We start from the raw sequence: 23,394 nt of genomic DNA, 5'->3' as shown, positions 1-23,394 counted from the left end.
GTTGCTATGTTGACGGTATTCGCCGCTACCTTCGTGTTGTTCCTGCTGATCGTCGGCGGGATGTCGCTGGGTTACGTGTTCAAACGCAAAAGCCTGCAGGGCAGCTGCGGCGGCATCACCGCGCTGGGCATGGAGAAAGTCTGCGACTGCCCGGAGCCGTGCGATGCGCGCAAAAAGCGCGAAGCCAAAGCGGTGCAGCGGCGCGAGCAGTTGGACAAGCACCGCATTCTGTAGCGAAGCGAAAACCCGGCCTTGGCCGGGTTTTTTATTTCGCCTTGCGGAAGCTTTTCGCCTCGGCCGGCGAGTTGACCATCACGCCGTCGGCGCCCAGCGCCAGCGCCTGCTGATACTCCTGCGGCGTGTTGACGCCGAACAGAATGATGTGCGCCGGGCCCTGCGAGCGGAAACAATCCATCGACTCTTTATCCCAGGTCAGAAACGCCTTCGAGCGCCCTTCGCCGAGGGTGTACTTCTCTACCACTTCCACCTCGCGCTTCAGCTCCAGCCCATACCAGCGCGGCTGTCGGTTGTCCGGTTTGACATCGCACTGGTGCGCCATGGTGACGTTGGCCAGCAGCGTGCGGGTCTCGTCGCGGCTTTCAAAGCGCGGGACGGCCGGCGGCAGCGCCTGCAGGTATTTGGCATCGGTAGAGTAAACGCGGGTGCGGTTCAGGCTGTCGGTGCTTTCCAGCGTCGCCAGCAGCGCCTGGCCAAACTGCGCCGGATCGGCGTCCGGGGATTTGATGTCCAGATAGAAGGTGACGTGCGGAAACGCCTTTAGCACCTCGTCCAGCCGCGGAATGCCGATGCCCTGGCCGCGGAACGGATGCGCATCGCCTTTGGCGAACGCCCAGCCGGCATCGGTCTCGGCCAATTGCGCGGCGGTATAGGCAGAGACCGGGCCCTGCCGGTTGGTCAGCGCCTTCAGATCCGAGGGGCGATACAGCACGATGACGCCGTCTTTGGATTCTTGCAGGGTGATCCAAATGGCGTCGGCACCGTTTTTCAGCGCGGTTTCGATGGCGATGCGGGTGTTTTCCGGCGCATCGGCGGTGCCGCCGCGATGGGCGACGATCGCCGGCGCGTGACCGGTGGCGGCGCTGGCCGCCAACGCGCTCAGCGACAGCGCGGAAGCCAGCAGCCAGTGAGAAAATCTGATCATGTAGAGTACCTTGTCGTTATCGTTGTGGTGAGCCGCACGGGATGGCGGAAATCATACTATTGAAAAATTAAGCTTTTTTAACAACGCGGAAATATCTGGTGGAAACGGCGCTTTCATCGAAGCCTGCGGCCTTGAGCTTTCGGCATATGACTGTATACTTATACAGTGTTACTGGAGGGTGCGATGCGTAAAATCATTCATGTCGATATGGACTGCTTCTTCGCGGCGGTGGAAATGCGCGACGATCCCAGCCTGCGCGATATCCCGCTGGCGATTGGCGGCAGCGCCGATCGGCGCGGGGTGATCAGCACCGCCAACTACCCGGCGCGGCGCTACGGCGTGCATAGCGCCATGTCTACGGCGATGGCGCTCAAGCTGTGTCCGCATCTCACCCTGCTGCCGGGGCGCATGGCGGCCTACAAAGAGGCTTCGCTGCATATCCGTGAAATCTTCGCCCGCTATACCCCGTTGATCGAGCCGCTGTCGCTCGATGAAGCCTATCTCGACGTGACCGACAGCCCGCAATGCAACGGCTCGGCGACGCTGATCGCTCAGGAGATCCGTCAGGCGATCGCCGATGAGCTGAATCTCACCGCGTCGGCCGGCGTCGCGCCGATCAAGTTTCTCGCCAAAATCGCTTCCGAGATGAACAAGCCGAATGGGCAATACGTGATCACCCCGGCGCAGGTGCCGGCGTTTTTGCAGCAGCTGCCGCTCAGCAAAATCCCCGGCGTCGGCAAGGTGACCGCCAAACGGCTGGAGGAAGTGGGGCTTATCACCTGCGCCGACGTGCAGCAATACGATTTGGCGCAGCTGCTCAAGCGCTTCGGCAAGTTCGGCCGGGTGCTGTGGGAGCGGTGTCAGGGCATCGATCGGCGCGAAATCTCGGCGGAGCGGCTGCGTAAATCGGTGGGCGTGGAGCGCACGCTGGCGGAGGACATTCACGACTGGGAAGATTGCGAAACGCTGATTATCGACAAACTCTACCCCGAGCTGGAGATGCGGCTGCGTAAGGTGAAGCCGGATCTGCATATCGCCCGGCAGGGCGTGAAGCTGAAGTTTCAGGATTTTCAGCAAACCACCCAGGAGCACGTGTTCCCGGTGCTGAATCAGCAGGATTTGCTGGCGGTGGCGCGGCAGGCGTGGCGCGAACGGCGTGAAGGGCGCGGCGTGCGGCTGGTGGGGCTACATGTGACGCTGCTCGATCCGCAGCTGGAGCGGCAGCTGGCGCTGCCTTGGGAATAAAAAAGCCGGCGATTAGCCGGCTTTTTGCGTTAAGCGCGCAGATTACGCGCGCTCAGGGATCGCTTTCAGCAGCGAGGTCAGCAGCTTCCAGTACAGACCGACGCTTTCGATATGCACCTGCTCATCCGGCGAGTGCGGGCCGGTGATGGTTGGCCCGATCGATACCATGTCCATGTTTGGATACGGCTTTTTGAACAGACCGCATTCCAGGCCGGCGTGGATCACCATGATGTTCGGCGTCTTGTTGAACAGCTCCTGATACAGCTCGCGCACCAGGTGCATCACCGGCGAGTCGGCGTCCGGCTGCCAGCCCGGGTAGCCGCCCTTCGGCGCCACCTTGGCGCCGGCCAGCTGGCCCAGCGCGGTCAGCATCTCGACCACGTAATCTTTGCCGCTGTCGATCAGAGAGCGGATCAGGCAGATGATTTCCGCTTCGTTTTCGCTGGTGGTGACCACGCCGACGTTCAGCGAGGTTTCCACTACGCCTTTGACCGCGTCGCTCATGCGGATCACGCCGTTCGGCGTGCCGTTCAGCAGCGCCAGGAAGCGTTGCTGGCTGTCGGCGCTCAGCGCCTGCGAAGCGCTGGTGGCCGGCTCCAGCAGCACGGTGATGTTCTTCTCTTTGGCGGAGAGTTCGTTCTGCAGCACCGCCAGGAACTCCTGGCTCAGCGCTTTCAGCGCGTCGGCTTTTTCCGCCGGCACCGCAACCACCGCGGAGGCTTCACGCGGAATGGCGTTGCGCAGGGTGCCCCCGTTCAGATCCAGCACGCGCAGGTTCAGCGCCGCCGCATGGGCGAACAGGAAGCGCGCCAGCAGTTTGTTGGCGTTGCCCAGCCCGACGTGGATCTCGGCGCCGGAGTGGCCGCCTTTCAGGCCCTTGAGGGTCAGCTTCAGGGTTTGATAACCGGCCGGCACCGCTTCGCGCTGCAGCGGCAGGGTGGTGATGAAGTCGATACCGCCGGCGCAACCCATGTAGATTTCGCCTTCTTCTTCGGAATCGGTATTGATCAGAATGTCTGCCTGCAGCCAGTTTGGCTGCAGCCCGAAGGCGCCGTCCATGCCGGCTTCTTCGGTCATGGTCAGCAGCACTTCCAGCGGGCCGTGCTCAACGCTGTCATCGGCCAGCACCGCCAGGGCGGAGGCCATGCCGATGCCGTTGTCGGCGCCCAGCGTGGTGCCGCGCGCTTTCACCCACTCGCCGGCGATATAAGGCTGGATCGGATCCTTGGCGAAGTCGTGCACGGTGTCGTTATTCTTTTGCGGCACCATGTCCAGGTGCGCCTGCAGCGCCACCGGCTTGCGGTTTTCCATGCCTTTGGTGGCCGGTTTGCGCAGCAGGATATTGCCGACCTGATCGCGCTCGGCGTGCAGGTTCTTCTCTTTGGCCCAGGTGAGGATGTGCTGCGCCAGCGCTTCTTCATGATAAGAAGGGTGCGGGATAGAACAGATCTTGGCGAAAATATCCCACAGCGGCTGTGGCGAAAGCTGAGACAATTCAGACACTATAAGTCTCCTGTGACGGCAGGCTCCGACAGGACGGGCGTGCCGCGCGGTTGAGGTGAGCGGGTATCTGTGCGTCGTGGCACGATCGTTAGAGAATATCACTTTATTTCCGGCGGCGCGCGCCCCGTATTGTGCGGTTTAAGCGCTTGATCACACGGCTTTGCGGCGGGAACGTTCGCTTTTTCAGCATCAATCACCGAAAAGCCGCGCGGCGGAAATCGCGAGGTTTTCCTCGGTACAGCTGGAATTCAACGCGGCCAGTCTCTATAATCTCGCGCAACCTTTTTTCCCCTGAACTATAAAGTAAGCCGCTTCACCAGCCGGCTGGGACACGATTCTATGAGCGAAAAATACGTTGTTACCTGGGATATGCTGCAAATACATGCACGCAAGCTGGCGCACCGCCTGCTGCCTGCCGACAAATGGACCGGCATCATCGCCGTCAGCCGCGGCGGCCTGGTGCCGGCGGGTCTGCTGGCGCGCGAACTGGGCATTCGCTATGTGGATACCGTCTGCATTTCCAGCTACGACCATGACAACCAGCGCGAAATGAAAGTGCTCAAGCGCGCCGAAGGCGACGGTGAAGGCTTCATCGTAGTAGACGATCTGGTGGATACCGGCGGCACCGCAAAAGCGATCCGCGACATGTACCCGAAAGCGCATTTCGTCACCATCTTCGCCAAGCCGGCGGGCCGTCCACTGGTGGACGACTACGTGATCGACATCCCGCAGGATACCTGGATCGAACAGCCGTGGGACATGGGCGTCAGCTTCGTTCCCCCTATCGGCGGTCGCTAAGCCCAGCCAGTTCCAAGTCAACGCCCGGTTATGCCGGGCGTTTGTTTAAGGATAAACGTGATGGCGTTGTCAGGCTTACCGAAGGCAAGATATAAAAAATAAGGAAAATCAATTTATTGATTTTCGGCCGTTGACCACAAAGGAGGAAAAACCACGCTGTTTCCTCCTTTGTCAGCCGCCTGACGCCCGGTTATGCCGGGCGTTTGCGTTATCTTGGTTTATCCCGCCAGAGTTAGGTACACTACCCCCAGTTAAGTAGGCCTGTTGCGGCCTATCGCCAGATTTACGGAGGCTGTTGTTACCATGGCACAGGCCAACCTTTCTGAAATTCTTTTCAAGCCCAAATTCAAACACCCTGAAACCTCGACGCTGGTGCTGCGCGCGCGCAACAAAGTGAGCGCCGCCATGCATTCCGCGTTGGAAGGCGACACCACCGGCAGCTGGTACCGCATGCTGAACCCGCTACTGTGGGCCTGGCGCGGCGTCAGCCCGATCGAAATCCACGAAGTGCTGGCGCGCATTGCCGCCTCCGACGCCGAGCGCAGCAACCCGCAGCGGCTGGATACCGTGGTGGGCTACCGCAACGGCAACTGGATCTACGAATGGATCCATCAGGGCATGCAGTGGCAACAGCGGGCGACGGAGCAGCAGGATCCGCTGCTCGGCGGCGAATACTGGCTGAAGGCCGCGAGCCTGTACAGCATCGCCGGCTACCCGCACCTGAAGGGCGACGAACTGGCCGAACAGGCGGAGATGCTGGCTAACCGTGCGTACGAAGAGGCGGCGCTGCTGCTGCCGTATCAGCTGAAAGAGCTGGAGTTTCGCATCGAAGGCGGCGGCAGCGTCACCGGGTTCCTGCACATGCCGGAGAAGGGCGAAGCGCCGTTCCCGACGGTGCTGATGTGCGGCAGCCTCGATACGCTGCAGACCGACTACCACCGCCTGTTCCGCGACTACCTGGCGCCGCACGGCATCGCCATGCTGACGCTCGACATGCCGTCGATCGGTTCTTCCTGCAAATGGAAGCTGACGCAGGACTCCAGCTACCTGCACCAGCAGGTGTTGATCCAGCTGGCCTCGGTGCCGTGGGTGGATCATCAGCGGGTGAGCGCCTTCGGCTTCCGCTTCGGCGCCAACGTGGCGGTGCGATTGGCCTACCTGGAGCCGCAGCGGCTGCGCGGCGTAGCCTGCCTGGGGCCGGTGGTGCATCGCCTGCTGTGCGACAGCAGCACCCAACTGAACGTGCCGGACATGTATATGGACGTGCTGGCCAGCCGCATGGGCATGGCTAACGCCTCGGACAACGTGCTGAAGGTGGAGCTGAACAGCTACTCGCTGAAAATGCAGGGGCTGCTGGGGCGCCGCTGCCCGACGCCGATGATCTCCGGCTACTGGGAGCGCGATACGCTCAGCCCGAAAGAGGAGTCGCAGCTGATCGTCACCTCCTCGGTGAGCGGCAAGCTGATCGCCATCCCGCGCACCCCGGTTTACGACAGCTTCCACCGGGCGTTGCTGCAGATGTCCGGTTGGCTGAAGGATAAAATGCGTTAATTAGTTGCTAAATTTTAACAATTTGTTAAAAAGAGTGGTCTACATTGAGGAGGTTAGAGAATGACGTTACCGAGTGGTCACCCTAAAAGCCGACTAATGAAACGTTTTGCCAGCTTGGGGCCGTACCTGCGTGAAGGGCAATGTGAGAACGACCGGTTTTTCTTTGATTGTTTGGCCGTCTGCGTCAATGTAAAGCCCGCTCCGGAGAAGCGTGAGTTCTGGGGCTGGTGGATGGAGCTGCAGGCGGAAGAGGCGCGCTTCACCTATTCGTACCAATTCGGCCTGTTCGACAAGGAAGGCAACTGGACGACGCAAAACATTAAGGATGATGAAGTGAACGCCAAACTGGAAGATACCCTGCGCGACTTCCATCGCCGCCTGGGCGAACTGCTGGCGACCATGGAACTGGGGCTGGAACCCGCCGATGATTTCAAAGAAAAACTGATCAAACTCTCCGCCTGACCCCGTTTGACCACGTATTGTGCTGATTTCGCGTTGTGCCTGTTGGCATAACGCGTCTCTCCTGTTACAAAGACCTTTGCACTCTTCTTCTCATCATTACACACGGCAGAAATACTATGAACGGCAGCCAGACATTGGTTGTGAAATTGGGCACCAGCGTGTTGACCGGCGGATCGCTGCGTCTGAACCGCGCCCACATCGTCGAATTGGTGCGCCAGTGCGCGCAGCAACACGCCGCGGGCCACCGCATCGTCATCGTCACCTCCGGCGCCATCGCCGCCGGGCGCGAACACCTGGGCTATCCCGAGCTGCCCGCCACCATCGCCTCCAAGCAGCTGCTGGCGGCGGTAGGGCAGAGCCGGCTGATCCAGCTGTGGGAACAGCTGTTCTCCATTTACGGCATCCACGTCGGGCAGATGCTGCTGACGCGCGCCGATCTGGAAGACCGCGAGCGCTTCCTCAACGCGCGCGACACCATGACGGCGCTGCTGGACAACCGCATCGTGCCGGTAATCAATGAGAACGACGCCGTCGCCACCGCCGAAATCAAAGTGGGCGACAACGATAACCTGTCGGCGCTGGCGGCCATTCTGGCCGGGGCCGATAAACTGCTGCTGCTGACCGATCAGCAGGGCCTCTACACCGCCGATCCGCGCAACAACCCGCAGGCCGAACTGATCCGTGAAGTGCACGGCATCGACGACGCGCTGCGCGCCATCGCCGGCGACAGCGTCTCCGGTCTGGGCACCGGCGGCATGGGCACCAAACTGCAGGCGGCCGACGTGGCCTGCCGCGCCGGCATCGACGTGGTGATCGCCGCGGGCAGCAAGCCGGGCGTGGTGGCGGACGTGATCGAGGGCAAACCGGTGGGCACCCGTTTCCACGCGCTGGAAACCCCGCTGGAAAACCGCAAGCGCTGGATCTTTGGCGCGCCGCCGGCCGGTGAGATCACCGTCGATGACGGTGCGGTGGAAGCGATGATGGCGCGCGGCAGCTCGCTGCTGCCGAAAGGCATCCGCGAAGTGAAGGGCGACTTCTCGCGCGGCGAAGTGATCCGCATCCGCAACCTGGCGGGGCGCGATCTGGCGCACGGTGTCAGCCGCTATAACAGCGATGCGATGCGCATGATCGCCGGGCACCACTCGCAGGAAATCAGCGAGATCCTCGGTTACGAATACGGTCCGGTGGCAGTGCACCGCGACGATATGATTGTCAGTTAAGGAGTGAGCATGCTGGAGCAGATGGGGAAGGCCGCCAAGCAGGCCTCCTGGCAGCTGGCGGTGCTGAGCACGGCGAAGAAGAATCAGGTGCTGTCGGTGATGGCCGACAGGTTGGAAGCCAACAGTGAAGCGATCCTGCTGGCGAACGAACAAGACATGGCGCAGGCGCGCGCCACCGGCATGAGCGAAGCGCTGCTCGATCGCCTGCTGCTGACCCCGGCGCGGCTGGCGGCGATTGCCAACGACGTGCGCCAGGTATGCCGCCTGAACGATCCGGTCGGCCACGTGCTGGACGGCAACCTGCTGGACAGCGGGCTGAAGCTGGAGCGCCGCCGGGTGCCGCTCGGCGTGATCGGCGTGATTTACGAGGCGCGGCCGAACGTCACCATCGACGTCGCCAGCCTGTGCCTGAAAACCGGTAATGCGGTGATCCTGCGCGGCGGTAAAGAGACGCACAACACCAACCAGGCGACGGTGAAAGTGATCCAGCAGGCGCTGGAACAGTGCGGCCTGCCGGCGGCGGCGGTGCAGGCGATCGACAGCCCGGATCGCGCGCTGGTGAACGAACTGCTGCGCCTGGACCGCTATGTCGACATGCTGATCCCGCGCGGCGGCGCCGGTCTGCACAAGCTGTGCCGCGAGCAATCGACCATCCCGGTGATCACCGGCGGCATCGGTGTGTGCCACACCTACGTGGATGCCGACGTCGATTTCGACAAGGCGCTGACGGTGATTGAAAACGCCAAGATCCAGCGCCCCAGCGCCTGTAACTCGCTGGAGACGCTGCTGGTGAACCGCAGCATCGCCGCCGAGTTCCTGCCGGCGCTGAGCGCCAAAATGGCGGCGGTGGGCGTGACGCTGCACGCGGCGGAAAATGCGCTGCCGCTGCTGCAGGGCGGCCCGGCGACGGTGGTGCCAGTGAACGCGGAAGATTACGACGACGAATGGCTGTCGCTGGATCTGAACGTGCTGCTGGTGGACGATATCGATCAGGCCATCGACCACATCCGCACCCACGGCACCAACCACTCCGACGCGATCCTCACCCGCTCGCTGAGCAGCGCCGAGCATTTCGTGCGCGCGGTGGACTCCTCGGCGGTGTACGTCAACGCCAGCACCCGCTTCACCGACGGCGGCCAATTCGGCCTGGGCGCGGAAGTGGCGGTGAGCACCCAGAAACTGCACGCCCGCGGCCCGATGGGCCTGGACGCGCTGACCACCTACAAGTGGATCGGCTACGGCGACGATCTGGTGCGCAGCTAAGGCCGGATTGCGGTCATAAAGAGGTCAGGGCGCAGCGTGCTGCGCCCTGATTGTTTTTGGGGAAGGTTGAGTGTGCCGCAGTGTGGTTGCTTGCAAAACGACCAAACGCCCCGGCGGCTATTGACTCATTTCGCGCGCAGGTCTACCTTGTTCAACGCACATCCGGCTTGCCCCGCAGGCTTGGCTCGATGCCGATATAGCTCAGTTGGTAGAGCAGCGCATTCGTAATGCGAAGGTCGTAGGTTCGACTCCTATTATCGGCACCACCTCACTTTTTAACTTTCCCTTTCGTACACACCGTCACCGACTCTGCCGCAACGCTAAAGTCTATTAATCTGGTGCATGATGCAATACCTGGGCTTGTGTACCATAAACCGCACAACACACAAACGTCGTAAACGGGAATATGCGTTGCTACGTTGGGACCTCACCGTCTTTTTCTTCTCTGAGAATAAAGGCATTGACGTGATTAATTCATTTAAACAAGTGAGGTTGTTATGTGTGAAGATTTAATTTCAAGAGCGAAGTGTTTTGTCTTTAATGGTCAAAGATACAGAGTCTTTATCTCTCACCGCAGGGGGATTGGCGGTAATTTGAACCCGCTGTATCTTTTGGATGCTAACTCCCAGTTTTCGGTCGTGACGGAACGTAACAACAGAAAACGCGATGGGGATATTCTTTATATCGGCATTGGCTATCAAGACGGGGTGGATATCTTGAAGGCAAGAACCCGTGATTATACGGTTCCCTCAGGAGAGAAAGAGTTTGCGGAGGGGGGCGGAGCGGCAGCGTTTTATCAATTTATTGCCGCATGCGTTAAACCATGGATCGAAGCGCATTATCCTGTCAACGCAGACCAGCAAACGCTGGCAGGCCACTCGCACGGTGGTCATTTTGTGTTGTATACCCTGTTTAATCATCCTGATGCATTTCAAAATTATTTAGCGGCCAGCCCATCCATTTGGTGGGGCAATGGGGCGTTGATTCCTGACGGCAAGTTAACCATTGATGAGCATGTCAATCAGGTCACGCTGATGGTGGGAGAGTATGAAGAAAAACTTCATCCCCAAAGTAATGAAACAGAGAAAATGCAGATCCTTAGAATGAACGCCACGCCTAAGCTGCGAGCCAGAAATCTGGCGGAGAAGTTGATCGGTAATGAACAGCGCTGTAGCTTTGTTTTTTGCACCGGGCGGCGCCATCCCGGCGTTATTAAGGATTATGCACAGGTGGCAAACCTGATCGCTGGGCATTGTCCCCAATATGACGGGCTTTAGAATAGACATCGCGTTATTCAAGATCGATTTTATTGCTGTTAGTCCGGGCTGACGCTGCGAATCCTTTCAATGCGAGTCACCTAGATTGCCAGTGGGAAGTCACCAGGGAAAATAAAATAGCCGACAGGGATCTGGCCCCCTAAGAGGCAACACGCTTAGCGCGGCGTCAACGGCTGGCGTGATAGTCATGAATGTATGTGAATTATTTACTTTAAAAACAAAAAGATATTAAACTATTGAGCCTTCGCCGCAGGAATATTCCTTCTCTTGCCGTACGTCATTTGCCTGCCTTTCCCCGGTTAAACAACCGTTTAATTAATCACTGTTATACTTACCCCTGTTGAGCCTTGATGGGTGAATGTTTTCCTCCTCAAGCATTGCGATGCGGCGCTCAGTGGCGCGGCATCCGTTTTTGGACATGCCGGTGGTTCGGTGAGAAGTAAGGAGAAGTGCACTATGAGCAGAAAAGACAAGCTCGCGGCGGCCCTGCTGGCCATCTTCCTGGGGGGGCTGGGCATTCACAAGTTTTACCTGGGTATGAAGTGGTGGGGGCTGTTCTACCTGCTGTTCTGCTGGACGGGGATCCCGGCGATTGTCGGCTTTATCGAAGGCATTATTTATCTGTTCCAGTCGGAAGAGAAATTCAACCAGAAATACAATTCTGGCCTGATTTAATGATTTTATAACGGTGCTTCCTGTTAAAGGACGCGCCGTTTTTCATTCCATTACTGTTTCTTTATCATAATCTTACCGTGTATCTCTTTGCTCATCATTTTATTCGAACTGGAGAGCACGAGGGTTGATCACCATAATCCGCCAGGCCCAGCGTGGTGAGATCGGTCGCCAGTTCCATCGGCTGTTTGTTGTTTGGCGCTGGGAACATCGATTTGGCCGACATCATCATAGTGCTGCTGTTGATGGTGTAATCGGTTTTGACCTTCATGCCGATATATTTCGATTCCGGCATGGAGAGTTCTTTTTTGCCGGCGGCGTCGTGCTGTGGCGCCGGGCCGCCATTTTCCATCACGGCGTGCGCGTGTTCCGGCATTACTTCCGCGCTGCCGGTAGTGGGCTCAGCATCGGCCACGTAGGACGCGCCGCTGAAGGCGGCCACAGAGGTAAGGATAATGCCTGTAACGATTTTGATTGTCGCTCCCCAGAATATTGTTGATGAAATATTTTATCGCCCGATAAAAACGGAATTTTTAAATTTCTGCAAGTGTGCTTGCGTGTGTTTGGATACATGTAAATAGTATATCTAAACATAGTCAATGATTGGAGTGTGTACAAATTATTGCGGTTTTTTTTCGCTTTCATTTTCCAGTTTTTAACAAGGAGTAAATGTTATATTGAGATGCGGGGAGTTATCTTTTTACGTTAAAAGCACTCTGTGAAGCGTTATTTATGTGAACTTCATAGTCACAGAAATAATGCCGAAATTACTACCTTTCTATCTAATGGCTAATTATTCATGGCATAGGCTTCAACCCCTTGCGTTTCCTGCGCTAGAATCAGGCGGTTTTCTCTTGGAAAAGGATATCGCCATGGCCGCCTGGGCCCTTTTGATCGTCGGTTGGGTGTTGATTTGGCAGGATCAGCCGATTGTCGGCGTGCTGTGCATCGCGCTGTTTGCCGTGCTGCAATGGGCGAAGTACGCCGCTAAAGGCGCGCAAGACCCCGAAGAGGTGGCAGAGTGGCGCAAGACCGACTGGCGTTCGCAGCCGATTGAAATGGCGCACGCCGGTGACAGTGACCGGCAGATAGGCGGCGTGGGGGAGTTGGGCATGGGCGGCCCCAGTTTTTGGACGCTGCTGCTGCGCGACGGGGCGATGGTGCATGGCGCCAGTGCCGAGCCGCAGGACGTGGACGGCGGCAGGTTGCGCCTGATCCCGACCCGCAGCCGCGAGGGAGAGGGGCTGACGGTGTACGAGCCTGCCGCCCGGGTGATGTACGCGCTGCCCGCGCTGACCGATCGTGAGCAGGGAGCCTTAGCCGCCGGTTCCGCCGAGGCGCTGGCGCGGCTGCGGGCGAAGTGTCGGCAGGTGGAGGCCACGCCGTTGCGGCAGGTGCGCGGTCTGTGGGTGCCGCAGTGGATAGAGGAACCGGCGGATCGTCTGGAGATCACCTTGCCCAGCGGCCGCGCGCTGGCGGCGCGTTTGATGTTGCCGCCCGATCTGCGCTATGCAGACGATCCCGCCGCGCTGCTGCACGCACCGCCTTATGCGTTGTGGCTGGATAACCGGCCGACCGATCGCTTCGTGTGCGATCTCGAACGCGTGGCGGAATCCCCGGCGGGTGATGCCTTCAGCGTCGGCGGTTGCCAGTTCCGCGGCGAGCATATCGTGGATGGCCTGTACCACCTCTATTTCGCCGGCGAGTGGTTCTGCCTGCTCTCTTATGCGCACAAACCTGCTGGTGGGCGTGGTTCAGACACCACCTTTTTCGTTGAACGGGTCGAGCCGCAAGACGGCGGCGTGTTCGTGATTGAATGGGATGCCTACAGCCTGGGGCCCGACGGGCGTGAGCCGCGCGTGCCGGCCCCGCCGGTCTTGGTTATCGCGGTGAGCTGGCAGGAAGCGCCGCTGCAGCTGCCCACGGCCAATAACCGCGTGACCGTGCGTTTGCCCAACGCCACGGCGTAAGGCTTAGGGCAGCACCCTGACTTCGCCGTTGTGCAAGGTCAGCACCGCGATCGGGCTGCCGGAGAAGCACTCCCTAAAGATCCAGTCGCTGGGCCGAAACGCCGCCGCTGGCAGCCCGGCCTGCCACTCCTCCCACTGCGGGGTCGGCTGATCCGACGGCAAAGAGAAAGAGACCAGCCAACCGGCTTCGCAGTGCGCCCTTTGGCCGGTTGGACGGGTGAAGGTATGCGCATCCGCCAGCTCCATCACCGGCGGTAAAACCTCAAAAGCGATGATCGGCACGCCGGCCACGCTTTGCGGCTGAGGGAAGCGCACGGCGGTTACACCGTCCATCGTGATGGGGCTGTCTTCGGTGCCGGGCTGGCGCGGCTCCTGCCGGTTTACCCAGCTTCCCTTTGGCAGGGTGATTTCGCCGAACGGCCTGGCCGCCTCGAGCGTCAGGTAGCTGCGCCGATTCCAGCGTTCTTCCGCCCGCTGGCTCTTGAGATCCTGGATGGCAATGTCGATCAGCATCAGCGCGAACGCTACCGGGTAGATCGCCAGCGCCGAGGCCAACAGATAGCCGCCCCAGGAAAGCGGCGGGCGCGGGCGGCCGCAGCGGGCGGCGGCATATCGCCAGCCCCACCAGGCGAGCAGGATGCCGGCGAGCAGCAGGGCCAATAACAGCGCCAGCAGGCCGGCGACGCCGGCGCCATAACCTAACAGCATGGCAAGTTCCTTATGTTCACGGCGTGGTGGAGCGATAGCGAATGAAGTAGGGCAGCGCCGGGGTCTCCCCGTCATCGCCATAGTGGCTTTCCGGTTCGATCACGGTTTGGCGTGCGTCGTCGCGCCCGTTGTAGCGGTACTCCAACGGCTGTCGGTAGCGCACTTCGGATGAGCGCAGATCGAAAATCAGCGAAAGACGGGCATCGCCGTTATCCGTTTGGGCGACCAGCTTATCGTTGCCCGCCCAGAGCTGATACAGCGATTTATCGCCGGTCTCCAGCAGCACCTTCAACTGCCCGTCGGATTGATAACGCAGAAGCTGATACACTCCTCTGTCCAGCGTTTGGGCGATCAGGTAGATGCCGCCGTCCGGGGCCTGTGCGCTTTCCTCCACGCGCACCAGCAGCCAATGCAGTTCAATCACCTCGCCGGTTTTACCGTTAACGGCGATGTGTAACGCGCCGGATCCGAGCACCGGGTTCATCCAGAAATGCACGCGATCGCCATCAACGGCGGTGAAGATCTCGGGTACGGATTTGCGCTTACCGGAGGCGTAAGCCGTCGGTGAGTCCTCCTCGCCGCGCTCAAAGCCCAGCAGTTGCCGCGCGTCCAGCAGCGCCGGCAGATCCAGCGTCTGCCGCCAATGGGCGCCGAAGTCCGGGCTGTAGAATACGCCTTCGGTGCTGATGAGATACAGCGCGCGTTTTCCCGGTTGCGCCACCAGTTTGCCGCCGACAAAGGAAGGCCGGTTGTCGTCGCCCTCCGGCCAGGGGATCAGCGCCCCGATGGTGCCCCGTTGCACATCAACCAGTCTGCGGCCCTTAGAGAGAAAAAGCACGCACTCCTGCTCGCCGCAAACCGCATCATGGATCAAGTCGTCGAGTTCCCCCAGCATCTGTAACCCTTTTGGGCCGGCAAACAGCACCTGGCTGAGGTAGTTGGCCGCCCAGCCGTAAAAGCTATTGTACGCGCGGTCTTCACTTCTTTTGCTGGTGAGCAGCAGGGCGCCGTCCTGCGCCGGGTAGCTGTGGATGAGATCGTAACGGGCTATCGTCGGCAACGCCTGGTCGCCCTGAGTCCATTGCCACTGCTCATAGCGTTGCTCAGGGGCGAGCAAATAGACGCCCAGCGCGCTGGCCAAAAACAGCGTCAGGATAATAAGGGGTCTTTTATAAAGCGCTAACGTCATCATTTCAGCTCCGTCACCTGAGCCTGCCGCCATAAACTGCGGCGCAGATTTCTCAGGTATTTAAACGTTTTAAACGTGCGGTGCTGGTCAAAAGAGTACAGGCGGCAGATCTGGGCGACCCCCTCGATCAACAGCGCCAGGCCGCTGACCATCAGCATCAGCAGCAGAATAATCGGCGGCAATTCGCTGCCGAGACGCTTCAGGGTCCAGGCATCCAGGTGAAAGCCGGCCGGGGTATCGGCGTTATCCACCACCATCATGCCGAGTACAAAACACGCCACGATTGCCCCAAAAATGAAGACAACGCGCGCGCACAGGTTAAGACCGGCTTCGGTGAAGTAGCGGCTGCCGCCGATGAGATAGGTTTGGCGATCGCGATGATTGATGATCCCACGCACTTTGGGCAACTCGGGAATGACGTCGTTCTCGCAATACAGCACCTGCAGCGGATCGCCTTTGGCGATGAAAAGCGGATGTTGCCGACGAAATACCGGATGCAGTTTGGTATTGGGGACATTGAGCGCGCGGGTCGTCAACGCGAAGTGCGTCTCCTTCTGACGCCACGCATACGTATCCAAATACTGCACCTGCCGCGGGATCTCATAGTGGCAAAGTTCGTAGTTCAGGGCGTTGACCGTCTCGATGCCGGAGGTCTCGACGCCGTCCGGGAGGGGAGGCGCGGTCTGCAGCGGTGCGGTCGCCGGCACAGCGTCTGCGCGGACGGCCCGGTATTTGATGCCGGGGATTTTCAGGCTGAGCGAGCCGGGCGGCGTGACGTCTTGCCCCAGCAGCACGCGATCCAGCGCCCGGAGCAGGCGCCTGCGGCCGCGGTGCCCGATCAGCAGGAGCTCCGAACCGACGAACAGCGCCATGCCGATGCCGATAAGGCCGGCGATGATGGCGATAAAGAACAGGACGATGGTCAGCCAGGAATCTTCCCCGTCCATGATGAAAAAGGCCGCCGGGAAACCGCCGGCCAGCACCGCGCCCAGCAGCAGCAGGGCGAAGTATTTCAGCTTGTATTTCAGCGTCCTGTCAGGCTCCAGCCGGCCTTTCGTGCCGTGCAGCAGCCAGTGCAGCCAGTAGCTGCCGTCTTGCAGGCGGTGGGCACCGATCTTCACTCGATCGCCGGCGGCGAGCCTGGCCAGCAGATTTTCGCTGTCGCTGAAGTCGTCGCGGTAAAAAAAGAACGTCTGGCCGGAGGCGATGATCCTCACCAGGTTGTCGGGCGCCGTCTGCTGGCAGGCGCATTGTTCGACGGTCACATTAAAAAATTGGGTTTGCATGTCATTCCCTGTCAGTGGGCGTGGCCCGAAAATTCATCCCTGGCGCCGGGTATTCAGCGTTTTTTCATCAGCGGCAGCATGCGCACCAGCGCATTGTCCTTGACGATATAGTGGTGGAACAGCGCGGCGGCGGTATGCAGGCCGATCAGCCAGTAGCCGAATGAGGCCAGCGTTTTGTGCCAGCCGATAATCATTCGTGCCTGCGGCCGATCGGCCACGTCGGCGAACGGCATCGACAGGCCGAACAGATACCACTCCTTGCCGCCCAGATAGCGCGAATACACCCCCAGTACCGGCAGCGTCAGCAGCAGCAGGTAAATCAGGGCGTGCGTCAGGTGCGCCAGGCCGGTTTGCCACTTCGGCGGTTTGGGCGCGATGGCGGGCGAGGGGTAGCGCCAGCGCAGGAACAGACGGGCGATCATCAGCGCAAACACCGTTACGCCGCAGCTGAAGTGGGTGATAACCAGCGCGTACCAGGGGGCGCTGCCCGGTTCGGCATAGCCGCGCAGCTCGATGGTGACACAGGTGATGACCAGCAGGATCGCCACCAGCCAGTGCAGGCGAATTTGCAACGGCATGTAGGTGTTCTGCACCGGGTTACCTTTTGATGTTAAAGGGTCTGTGTGCCGATGGTAACGAAATGTTACAGGCGAGGAAAGCGCCTGCATGCAGTTTAAGCAAAATGCCAGGGGTTACGCCGCTTATTAAGCTATGAATTTAGTGGGTTAAGTGCCTGGCGGCAGGGGAGGCAGTTAGCATCGTAAGTTGTGAAGTTAATGCGCGGTAGGTTCAGAGGCTGGCAGCTTATTAAGCGATGAGGCGGGTGCGCCGCAGCCCTCGCTGCGGCGCCCGGGATCAGTTCAATTTGGCCTTGGCGAAGTCGCTGCCGTTCACGTCCACCACGTAGCCGCTCAGGTTGCTGCGGGTGGCGTAGAACACTTTGCCGGTGGCCAGCGGCAGCCACGGCGCCTGTTTGGCGAAGATCACCTGCGCCTGTTGATACAGCCTGGCGCGCGCCTGCGGCTGGTTCTCCTGGATCGCCTGCTGGATCAGTTTGTCATAATCCTTATCGCACCAGCGCGCCACGTTGGCGCCGCTCTGCACGCCGGCGCAGCCGAGCAGGGTGGCGAAGTTGTCCGGATCGCCATTGTCGGACACCCAGCCGTACAGCGCGCTCTGTTGCTCGCCTTTGCGCAGCCCGGCCAGATACTGGCCCCACTCCCAGGTGACGATCTTGGCTTTCACGCCCACCTTCGCCCAGTCGCTCTGAATCATCTCGGCGATGCGCTTCGAGTTCGGGTTGTAGGGGCGCTGTACCGGCATTGACCAGATGTCGGTCTCAAAGCCCTGCTCCAGCCCGGCTTGCTTCAGCAGTTCGCGCGCCTTCTGCGGATCGTAGGCGTACTCCGGCAGTTTATCGTTGTAGCCCAACATGCCCGGCGGCAGCAGCGAGTTGGCCGGGGTGCCGCTGTCTTTGAACACGGCGGCGACGATCGCTTTCTTGTCTACCGCGTAGCTCAGCGCCTGGCGCACCAGCAGGTTGTCGAACGGTTTTTTCTGGGTGTTGAACGCCAGATAGCCGACGTTCAGCCCGGTAATGTCGTGCAGTTGCAGGTTGCCGTCGGCCTTGATGGCGGCGAATTGCTCCGGCAGCGGTGCCGGGATGATCTGGCATTCGTTGGTTTTCAGCTTGGCCAGCCGGGTTTGCGGATCCGGCGTAATCGAGAAGATCAGGTGCTTGCTGGCCACGTCGCCCTGCCAGTAGTGCGGGTTGGCGATGTAGCGGATCAGCGAATCCTGCTTGTACTGCTGCAGCGCGAACGGCCCGGTGCCGATCGGCCAGTTGTCGACGTATTCCGGCGTGCCCTTTTTCAGCATCGCGTCGGCGTACTCGGCGGACAGGATCGAGGCGAAATCCATCGCCCAGTCGGCGACGAAGGCGGCGTTGGGCTGGCTCAGCGTGAAGCGCACGTGGTGCTCGTCCACCGCTTCCACCTTGGTGATCAGCTTATCCAGGCCCATGTCGGTGAAGTATTCATAGTTGCCGCCGGAGACCTTGTGATACGGGTTGGCGGGATCCTTCTGCCGCATCACGGTGAACACCACGTCTTCGGCGTTGAAGTCGCGCGTTGGGGTGAAGTATTTGTTGCTGTTGAATTTCACGCCCTGGCGCAGGGTGAAGGTGTAGGTCTTGCCGTCCGGGCTGACGCTCCACTCGGTGGCCAGCGAAGGGGCGGGCGTTTTATCGCTTTCGCGCAGCGTCACCAGGCGGTTGTACAGCACCTGCGAGGTGGCGATAAAGGTCGGCCCGGAGCTGGAGAGCTGCGGGTTGAACGATTCCGGCGAGGCGACGGTGCAGTACACCAGCGCATCGGAAGCGGCCAGCGCGCCGCCCGCCGACAACAGGCCGCAGCCGGCCAGCGCCAATCCGGCGATAGGGTGTTTTAAAAACGTCAAGGCAAGATCCTCAGGTGGAATGAGCCGTTACCGGCGAATTGATTTAACTATAGATAACGGATGGCGAGATGGGGAACAAGCGCCTCATCGGTGCATTCTGTGCGCCTCGCGTTGCCTGCCATTGCGGCGCAGATCTACACTGCTGGGCAAACAGTCACTCGCAAGGATTTCCCGATGAGCCACTTTCGTCCTGTCGCCCTCGAACACGCCAGCCGCCTGCTGAATCACGGTCCGACGGTATTGATCACCAGCCGCAGCCATGACGGCGCCAAACGCAACGTGATGGCCGCCGCCTGGTCGATGCCGGTGGAGTTCAGCCCGCCGCGCATCGCCATCGTGGTGGACAAAGGGGCGCATAGCCGGCAAATGATCGAGGAGAGCGGCGCATTCGGCATTTGCGTGCCGGCGGCGATGTTCATCGACGCCACCTACGCGGTGGGCAGCGTGTCCGGGCTGGATGAAGACAAATTTTCCCGTTTCCATATCGCAGCGACGCCGAGCGCCACGCTGCAGGTGCCGCTGATCGAACAGGGCTGCGTGGCGTGGCTGGAGTGTCGCTTGCTGCCGGAAAGCGGCGCGCAGGAAAAATACGACACCTGCTTCGGCGAGGTGTTGAGCGCGGCGGCGGATGAGCGAGTGTTCCAGCAAGGGCGCTGGCACTTCACCGCCGCCAATGCGGATCTGCACACCATTCATCATCTGGGGGCGGGCAACTTCGTGCGCATCGGCGAGACGCTGCGGGCCAAACCGCTTTAATCGGCCTCGCGTTTGCGGTCTGCATCATAGCGCTCGCGGGCGGCGTCCAGCTCGGGGAAATGGTATTCCGCCCACTTATCCAGCGCCGTCAGCGTCTCGACCAGCGAGCAGGCGACGGCGCTGAGGCGGTATTCCACATGGGCCTGATTCTTTTCACTTAAATCCAGCCGCTCGAGCAGCCCGTTGCGTTCCAGCTGGCGCAGCGTTTGCGTCAGCACCTTCTGCGAAATGCCGTCGATGCGGCGCAGCAGCTCGCCGTTGCGCATCGGCCGCTGCGCCAGCGCGGGCAGGATCAACATTACCCACTTGCCGGAAATCAGCGCCAGCGCATCGCGCGCGGAGCACTTGCTCGAATAGACGTCGCCGGGATAAGCCATTGGGGTTACCTTCAGGTGCGTAATTGCCAAGGGGGCGATAAAGCCACAGCATAACAGCACCACCTTACAACGGGAGAAACAGGATGAACGTGCTGATTGTGCTGGCTCACCCCGAGCCGCATTCTTTCAATGCCCATTTGGCCGAACAGGCGCGGCAGGCCTGGTTGGCGCAGGGGCATCAGGTGAAAACGGTCGATCTGTATCAGGAGGGGTTTGATCCGCGCGAGGGCGCCGGCCACTACCCCAGCAGAAAGCAGGCGGACCGGTTCGATGCGATGCAGGAGCAGCGCCATCACTGGACGATCCAGGCGCTGCCGGCGGAGATCCGGCGGCATATCGAGCTGCTGCGCTGGGCGGATACGCTGGTGCTGCAGTTCCCTTTCTGGTGGTTCGGCGCGCCGGCCATCATCAAGGGCTGGATGGATCGGGTGTTCGTTTACGGCGGGCTCTACGACAGCCGCCACCGCCATGAGAACGGCGTGATGCGCGGCAAGCGGGCGCTGCTGACCGTCACCGCCGGCGCTTCCGCCCAGGCCTGCGCGCCGGACGGGCGCGACGGCGACATGCGGCTGATGCTGTGGCCGATCATGCATGCGCTGCACTATATCGGCTTTAGCGTGCTGGAGCCGTTCCTGGTCTATGGCGTGCGCGGCGGGCTGGCGGGCGAGGAGCGGCAGGCGCAAAACGCCGCGTTGGCGCAGGTGACGCAGGCGTATCGGGCTGGCTTAAGCGACCTTGCCGCCTGGCCGGCGGTGCCGTTCAACCGTAATGAAGATTTTGACGCCGATCTGGCGCTGAAGCCCGGCGCGCCGGTCTACAGCCCGTTCGTGCGGCACCGAGATCCGGCTTAGAACCCGGCCTTCAGCAGTTCCTCGCGCAAATCGTCGATAATCGCCGGTTCGATGTCGGGGAACTGCTGCTGAATATCGGCTATGGCTTCGGCCACGCTCGGGCCGGCGAAGGTGCCGGAGAAGGGCAGCAGCGGCAGGTTCGCGTCGCTGTCCGGCAGTTCACCGCGGATGGTGCCGGTGATCATGCCCGCTTTTTTTTCCGCCGTGAGGTCGTACTCCCCCACGCTTTTGTCGATCGGTTTCATTGGCCGCCTCGCTGTCGGTGAGTGTTTACCCTGTTCTGTTAAAGCATAGTGTTTCAGGCAATGAATACCAATCAATGTATATAATATTAATATAAAACAAAGTGATGCGTATTTTGTCGTTTGACGTTCAACGGCGGCCGGCGCTATGCTCTTGGCGCTAAAGGAACCTTCCTCACTGACAGGGACAGACGACATGAAAAGACTGAAAAGCGCGGCGCTGCTGTTGCCGCTGTTGGCGCTCAGCGCCTGCACTCACTCCCTCAGCAGCGCAGAGCAGCATGCCAAACACTACGTTTATCAAACCCGCGACGACTTCGATCCGCAATTCCGCACCGATGTGAACGGCAGCATTAAAAACGCCGTGCCGATGTTCGAACAGTTCTATCAGCAGGGGAAAAAGGATCGCGCGGCGGGCGTGGCGCGCAGCGAAGCGCAGAAAAAGGCCGACTACCTGGCCAGCGCGGAATTCCAGCAGAACATGGAACACAAAACCATTTTCATCAATCGCGCCTACAGCAGCACCGACAATCCTAAACGCCGCCAGGTGCTGTCGCAGGAAGCGGTGGGCGCCTATTGGGACGGCTACGAAGGGCGCTGACTTAATCCCACATAAACAGAAGGTAATAAAAACTGGCCTTCTGGCGGTTATTTGATTATAAAAACCGCCGCTAAGGACGATGTTCATAGAAGAAACCAGGAGTGTTTATGTTGGCAAAAGTTAAGCGTTCGTTCGCCGCCGCCGTCGTATTGATGTTGGCGCTGCCCGCAGTGCAGGCCGCGGATTACCGTGCGGGCGAGCAATATACCCGGCTGGATAAGCCGGTGGCCGCCGCGCCGGCGGTGGTGGAATTTTTCTCCTTCTACTGCGGCCCTTGCTATCAGTTCGCCGAAACCTACCGCGTAGGCAGCACCGTCGCGCAGGCGCTGCCCGCCGGCGAGAAAGTCACCAAATATCACGTCAGCCTGATGGGCAAGCTGGGCAATGAGCTGACCGAGGCCTGGGCGGTGGCGACGGTGCTGGGCGTGGAAGACAAGATTGAAGGGGCGATGTTTGACGCGGTGCAGAAACAGCGCGCCGTCAACGGCGCCGAGGATATTCAGCGGGTGTTCACGGCGGCCGGCATCGATGCCGCCACCTACGAAAACGCGCGCCACAGCCTGCTGGTCAAAGGATTGATCGCCAAGCAGAACGAAGCGGTGAAAGCGTTCGAGGTGCGCGGCACCCCGTCGTTCTACGTGGCAGGCAAATACAAGATAGATAATGCCGGCATGGCCAGCACCAGCGTCGAAGGTTACGCCAAAGAGTACGCGGCAGTGGTGCGCCATCTGTTGGATACGCAGCCTTAAGGCGATGCCTCCCCGGCGCCCGGTGATCTGTGATCGCGGCGCCAAATCCCCCGCTCGCCATTGATTGTGTGTTAACGGATTGTTATGGTGTTTTTCTGTTCAACGGCGCAGCTCCGCTGCTGTTTGAAGGGAGAGATCATGACGGCATTGGCAACGCTCCGGGACGTCGGCTTCGAAGAGTGGCTGGGGAAAATCAACACCGCCTGCGGCCGATTCTGCGCGAAAACGTTGGGGCCCGGCTTTCGCGGGGCGATGCAGGAGTTTCGCGCCCATGCCCTGCGCCTGAGCGTGGTCGACGTGTCCCAGGCCCGGTTGTACCGCACGCCGCGTGAGATCGCCCGCAGCGACGGCGCGCACTTTTTCACCGTCATCCAGCTGCGCGGCAGTGCGTTGATGGAGCAGGGCGATCGCCAAACGCTGCTCTCCCCCGGCGACATGACGCTGATCGATGCCTCACGGCCCAGCAGCTTCACCTTCCAGCGCGATTCGCGCCAAATCTCCCTGTTGTTGCCGCGCGGCTGCCTGCCGCTGCCGCCGCCTGGTGCGCAGCGTCTCGGGGCCGAGCTCAGCGCGGTGCGCCTCAGCCGCCAGCTGGTGCTGAGCAGCATGCAGGATCCTCAGCTCGCCGCGGCGGAAAGCGAGGCGGTGCTGAATGCGCTGGCGGCGCTGCTGCGCCCGGCGTTGGCGCTCGAACAGGCGCGTCCGGAGGGGCAACAACCGGTCTTCGACAAGGCGCTGGTGTTGATCGACAGGCATATTCAGTCGGCGCAGCTGCGCCCTGAGTGGGTGGCGGCCGAGTTGGGGGTGTCGCTGCGCAGTCTGTATCGGCTGTTCGCCCGCCAGGGGCTGGTGGTGGCCCAGTACATCAGGAACCGCAGGCTGGATCTGTGCGCGCAGGCGCTGCGCAGCGCCGCCGGGCAAGAAAAGCTGGCCGGAGTTGGCCTCGACTGGGGCTTCGCCGATCACAGCCATTTCTCGACCGCTTTCAAGCAGCGTTTCGGCATGTCGCCGAGCGAGTATCGCCGGCAGTATCAGTAAGTCAGGGCGCGGGCCAG

25 protein-coding genes and 1 tRNA gene are annotated in these 23,394 nt (G+C 60.5%); 16 read left to right on the top strand and 10 right to left on the bottom strand.

Annotated features, from left to right (window positions below; translation table 11 throughout):
• The first annotated feature begins 6 nt into the window (after window positions 1–6).
• Window positions 7–234, top strand: a complete 228-nt coding sequence (gene nqrM / locus ACOWVD_RS13725; protein WP_421105676.1) for a (Na+)-NQR maturation NqrM — start codon at window positions 7–9, stop codon at window positions 232–234.
• A gap of 31 nt (window positions 235–265) precedes the next feature.
• Here the strand turns inward: nqrM and ACOWVD_RS13720 are convergent, their stop codons facing one another.
• Window positions 266–1,162 carry a glycerophosphodiester phosphodiesterase family protein gene (locus ACOWVD_RS13720; protein ID WP_164095996.1) on the bottom strand — a complete coding sequence of 299 codons (897 nt, stop codon included), beginning with the start codon at window positions 1,160–1,162 and terminating at the stop codon, window positions 266–268.
• Window positions 1,163–1,345: 183 nt separating this feature from the next.
• On the opposite strand from ACOWVD_RS13720, the gene dinB reads away from it, so the two are divergent.
• Complete coding sequence (dinB, locus tag ACOWVD_RS13715) at window positions 1,346–2,407, top strand: DNA polymerase IV (RefSeq protein ID WP_021505001.1); 1,062 nt, start codon at window positions 1,346–1,348, stop codon at window positions 2,405–2,407.
• A gap of 42 nt (window positions 2,408–2,449) precedes the next feature.
• Here dinB and pepD read toward each other — a convergent pair whose 3' ends face one another.
• A complete protein-coding gene (pepD, locus tag ACOWVD_RS13710) occupies window positions 2,450–3,910 on the bottom strand; it encodes a beta-Ala-His dipeptidase (RefSeq protein ID WP_049241371.1) in 1,461 nt (486 codons plus the stop codon).
• A gap of 339 nt (window positions 3,911–4,249) precedes the next feature.
• Between pepD and gpt the strand changes: the two genes are divergently transcribed.
• The 8 genes from gpt to ACOWVD_RS13670 all read left to right on the top strand — a co-directional run bounded on the left by gpt (window position 4,250) and on the right by ACOWVD_RS13670 (window position 11,156).
• On the top strand, window positions 4,250–4,708 hold the full coding sequence (gene gpt, locus ACOWVD_RS13705) for a xanthine phosphoribosyltransferase (protein ID WP_004930253.1): 459 nt from the start codon (window positions 4,250–4,252) through the stop codon (window positions 4,706–4,708).
• Window positions 4,709–5,011: 303 nt separating this feature from the next.
• The gene (gene frsA, locus ACOWVD_RS13700) at window positions 5,012–6,259 is read left to right on the top strand and encodes an esterase FrsA (protein ID WP_049241373.1); all 1,248 of its coding nucleotides are present in this window, start codon (window positions 5,012–5,014) and stop codon (window positions 6,257–6,259) included.
• A 60-nt stretch (window positions 6,260–6,319) separates the two neighbouring features.
• Window positions 6,320–6,721: a sigma factor-binding protein Crl gene (gene crl, locus ACOWVD_RS13695; protein WP_033651027.1), complete on the top strand. Its 402-nt coding sequence runs from the start codon at window positions 6,320–6,322 to the stop codon at window positions 6,719–6,721.
• A gap of 116 nt (window positions 6,722–6,837) precedes the next feature.
• The gene (gene proB / locus ACOWVD_RS13690) at window positions 6,838–7,941 is read left to right on the top strand and encodes a glutamate 5-kinase (RefSeq protein WP_015376738.1); all 1,104 of its coding nucleotides are present in this window, start codon (window positions 6,838–6,840) and stop codon (window positions 7,939–7,941) included.
• Window positions 7,942–7,950: 9 nt separating this feature from the next.
• The gene (proA, locus tag ACOWVD_RS13685; protein ID WP_019454296.1) at window positions 7,951–9,204 is read left to right on the top strand and encodes a glutamate-5-semialdehyde dehydrogenase; all 1,254 of its coding nucleotides are present in this window, start codon (window positions 7,951–7,953) and stop codon (window positions 9,202–9,204) included.
• A 190-nt stretch (window positions 9,205–9,394) separates the two neighbouring features.
• A tRNA-Thr gene (locus ACOWVD_RS13680) sits at window positions 9,395–9,470 on the top strand.
• A gap of 231 nt (window positions 9,471–9,701) precedes the next feature.
• Window positions 9,702–10,481: an alpha/beta hydrolase gene (locus ACOWVD_RS13675; RefSeq protein WP_273875020.1), complete on the top strand. Its 780-nt coding sequence runs from the start codon at window positions 9,702–9,704 to the stop codon at window positions 10,479–10,481.
• Between the two features lie 456 nt (window positions 10,482–10,937).
• Window positions 10,938–11,156 (top strand): TM2 domain-containing protein, encoded by a 219-nt coding sequence (locus tag ACOWVD_RS13670; RefSeq protein ID WP_019454291.1) that lies wholly within the window; start codon window positions 10,938–10,940, stop codon window positions 11,154–11,156.
• A 94-nt stretch (window positions 11,157–11,250) separates the two neighbouring features.
• Here ACOWVD_RS13670 and ACOWVD_RS13665 read toward each other — a convergent pair whose 3' ends face one another.
• Entirely contained in the window at window positions 11,251–11,568 is a 318-nt protein-coding gene (locus tag ACOWVD_RS13665) for a hypothetical protein (protein ID WP_239504307.1), read from the bottom strand.
• A gap of 457 nt (window positions 11,569–12,025) precedes the next feature.
• Here ACOWVD_RS13665 and ACOWVD_RS13660 point away from each other — a divergent pair, with 457 nt between their 5' ends.
• Window positions 12,026–13,123 carry a hypothetical protein gene (locus ACOWVD_RS13660; protein WP_342134941.1) on the top strand — a complete coding sequence of 366 codons (1,098 nt, stop codon included), beginning with the start codon at window positions 12,026–12,028 and terminating at the stop codon, window positions 13,121–13,123.
• A 3-nt stretch (window positions 13,124–13,126) separates the two neighbouring features.
• On the opposite strand, the gene ACOWVD_RS13655 is transcribed toward ACOWVD_RS13660, so the two are convergent.
• The 5 genes from ACOWVD_RS13655 to ACOWVD_RS13635 form a co-directional block, all read right to left on the bottom strand.
• Window positions 13,127–13,831 carry a hypothetical protein gene (locus tag ACOWVD_RS13655; protein WP_164095444.1) on the bottom strand — a complete coding sequence of 235 codons (705 nt, stop codon included), beginning with the start codon at window positions 13,829–13,831 and terminating at the stop codon, window positions 13,127–13,129.
• 16 nt (window positions 13,832–13,847) lie between these two features.
• On the bottom strand, window positions 13,848–15,023 hold the full coding sequence (locus tag ACOWVD_RS13650) for a hypothetical protein (protein WP_164095445.1): 1,176 nt from the start codon (window positions 15,021–15,023) through the stop codon (window positions 13,848–13,850).
• Window positions 15,020–16,306 carry a hypothetical protein gene (locus ACOWVD_RS13645; protein WP_049243214.1) on the bottom strand — a complete coding sequence of 429 codons (1,287 nt, stop codon included), beginning with the start codon at window positions 16,304–16,306 and terminating at the stop codon, window positions 15,020–15,022. Before ACOWVD_RS13645 ends, ACOWVD_RS13650 begins: the two co-directional genes overlap by 4 nt.
• A gap of 53 nt (window positions 16,307–16,359) precedes the next feature.
• A complete protein-coding gene (gene cybB / locus ACOWVD_RS13640) occupies window positions 16,360–16,884 on the bottom strand; it encodes a cytochrome b561 (protein WP_080356249.1) in 525 nt (174 codons plus the stop codon).
• Between the two features lie 277 nt (window positions 16,885–17,161).
• On the bottom strand, window positions 17,162–18,763 hold the full coding sequence (locus ACOWVD_RS13635) for an ABC transporter substrate-binding protein (RefSeq protein ID WP_033634060.1): 1,602 nt from the start codon (window positions 18,761–18,763) through the stop codon (window positions 17,162–17,164).
• A gap of 174 nt (window positions 18,764–18,937) precedes the next feature.
• Between ACOWVD_RS13635 and ACOWVD_RS13630 the strand changes: the two genes are divergently transcribed.
• The gene (locus tag ACOWVD_RS13630) at window positions 18,938–19,519 is read left to right on the top strand and encodes a flavin reductase family protein (protein ID WP_049242861.1); all 582 of its coding nucleotides are present in this window, start codon (window positions 18,938–18,940) and stop codon (window positions 19,517–19,519) included.
• Here ACOWVD_RS13630 and ACOWVD_RS13625 read toward each other — a convergent pair.
• A complete protein-coding gene (locus tag ACOWVD_RS13625; protein WP_004940645.1) occupies window positions 19,516–19,896 on the bottom strand; it encodes a winged helix-turn-helix transcriptional regulator in 381 nt (126 codons plus the stop codon). The two genes, ACOWVD_RS13630 and ACOWVD_RS13625, sit on opposite strands and share 4 nt — an antisense overlap.
• A gap of 83 nt (window positions 19,897–19,979) precedes the next feature.
• Here ACOWVD_RS13625 and ACOWVD_RS13620 point away from each other — a divergent pair, with 83 nt between their 5' ends.
• Window positions 19,980–20,747, top strand: a complete 768-nt coding sequence (locus ACOWVD_RS13620) for an NAD(P)H-dependent oxidoreductase (protein ID WP_049188727.1) — start codon at window positions 19,980–19,982, stop codon at window positions 20,745–20,747.
• Here ACOWVD_RS13620 and ACOWVD_RS13615 read toward each other — a convergent pair.
• Entirely contained in the window at window positions 20,744–20,992 is a 249-nt protein-coding gene (locus ACOWVD_RS13615) for a hypothetical protein (RefSeq protein WP_004940639.1), read from the bottom strand. The two genes, ACOWVD_RS13620 and ACOWVD_RS13615, sit on opposite strands and share 4 nt — an antisense overlap.
• 193 nt (window positions 20,993–21,185) lie before the next feature.
• Here ACOWVD_RS13615 and ACOWVD_RS13610 point away from each other — a divergent pair, with 193 nt between their 5' ends.
• The 3 genes from ACOWVD_RS13610 (at window position 21,186) to feaR (ending at window position 23,377) form a co-directional block, all read left to right on the top strand.
• Window positions 21,186–21,590 carry an Exc2 family lipoprotein gene (locus ACOWVD_RS13610; protein ID WP_015376778.1) on the top strand — a complete coding sequence of 135 codons (405 nt, stop codon included), beginning with the start codon at window positions 21,186–21,188 and terminating at the stop codon, window positions 21,588–21,590.
• Between the two features lie 107 nt (window positions 21,591–21,697).
• On the top strand, window positions 21,698–22,339 hold the full coding sequence (locus ACOWVD_RS13605) for a DsbA family protein (protein ID WP_197798681.1): 642 nt from the start codon (window positions 21,698–21,700) through the stop codon (window positions 22,337–22,339).
• A gap of 138 nt (window positions 22,340–22,477) precedes the next feature.
• The gene (gene feaR, locus ACOWVD_RS13600) at window positions 22,478–23,377 is read left to right on the top strand and encodes a transcriptional regulator FeaR (protein ID WP_049242857.1); all 900 of its coding nucleotides are present in this window, start codon (window positions 22,478–22,480) and stop codon (window positions 23,375–23,377) included.
• The last annotated feature ends 17 nt before the right edge of the window (window positions 23,378–23,394 follow it).

Origin of the sequence: Serratia sp. SA088 (genome assembly GCF_049065515.1) — a bacterium.
Taxonomy (GTDB): Bacteria; Pseudomonadota; Gammaproteobacteria; order Enterobacterales; family Enterobacteriaceae; genus Serratia; species Serratia nematodiphila.
This window is presented reverse-complemented; position numbering and strand designations above follow the sequence as displayed.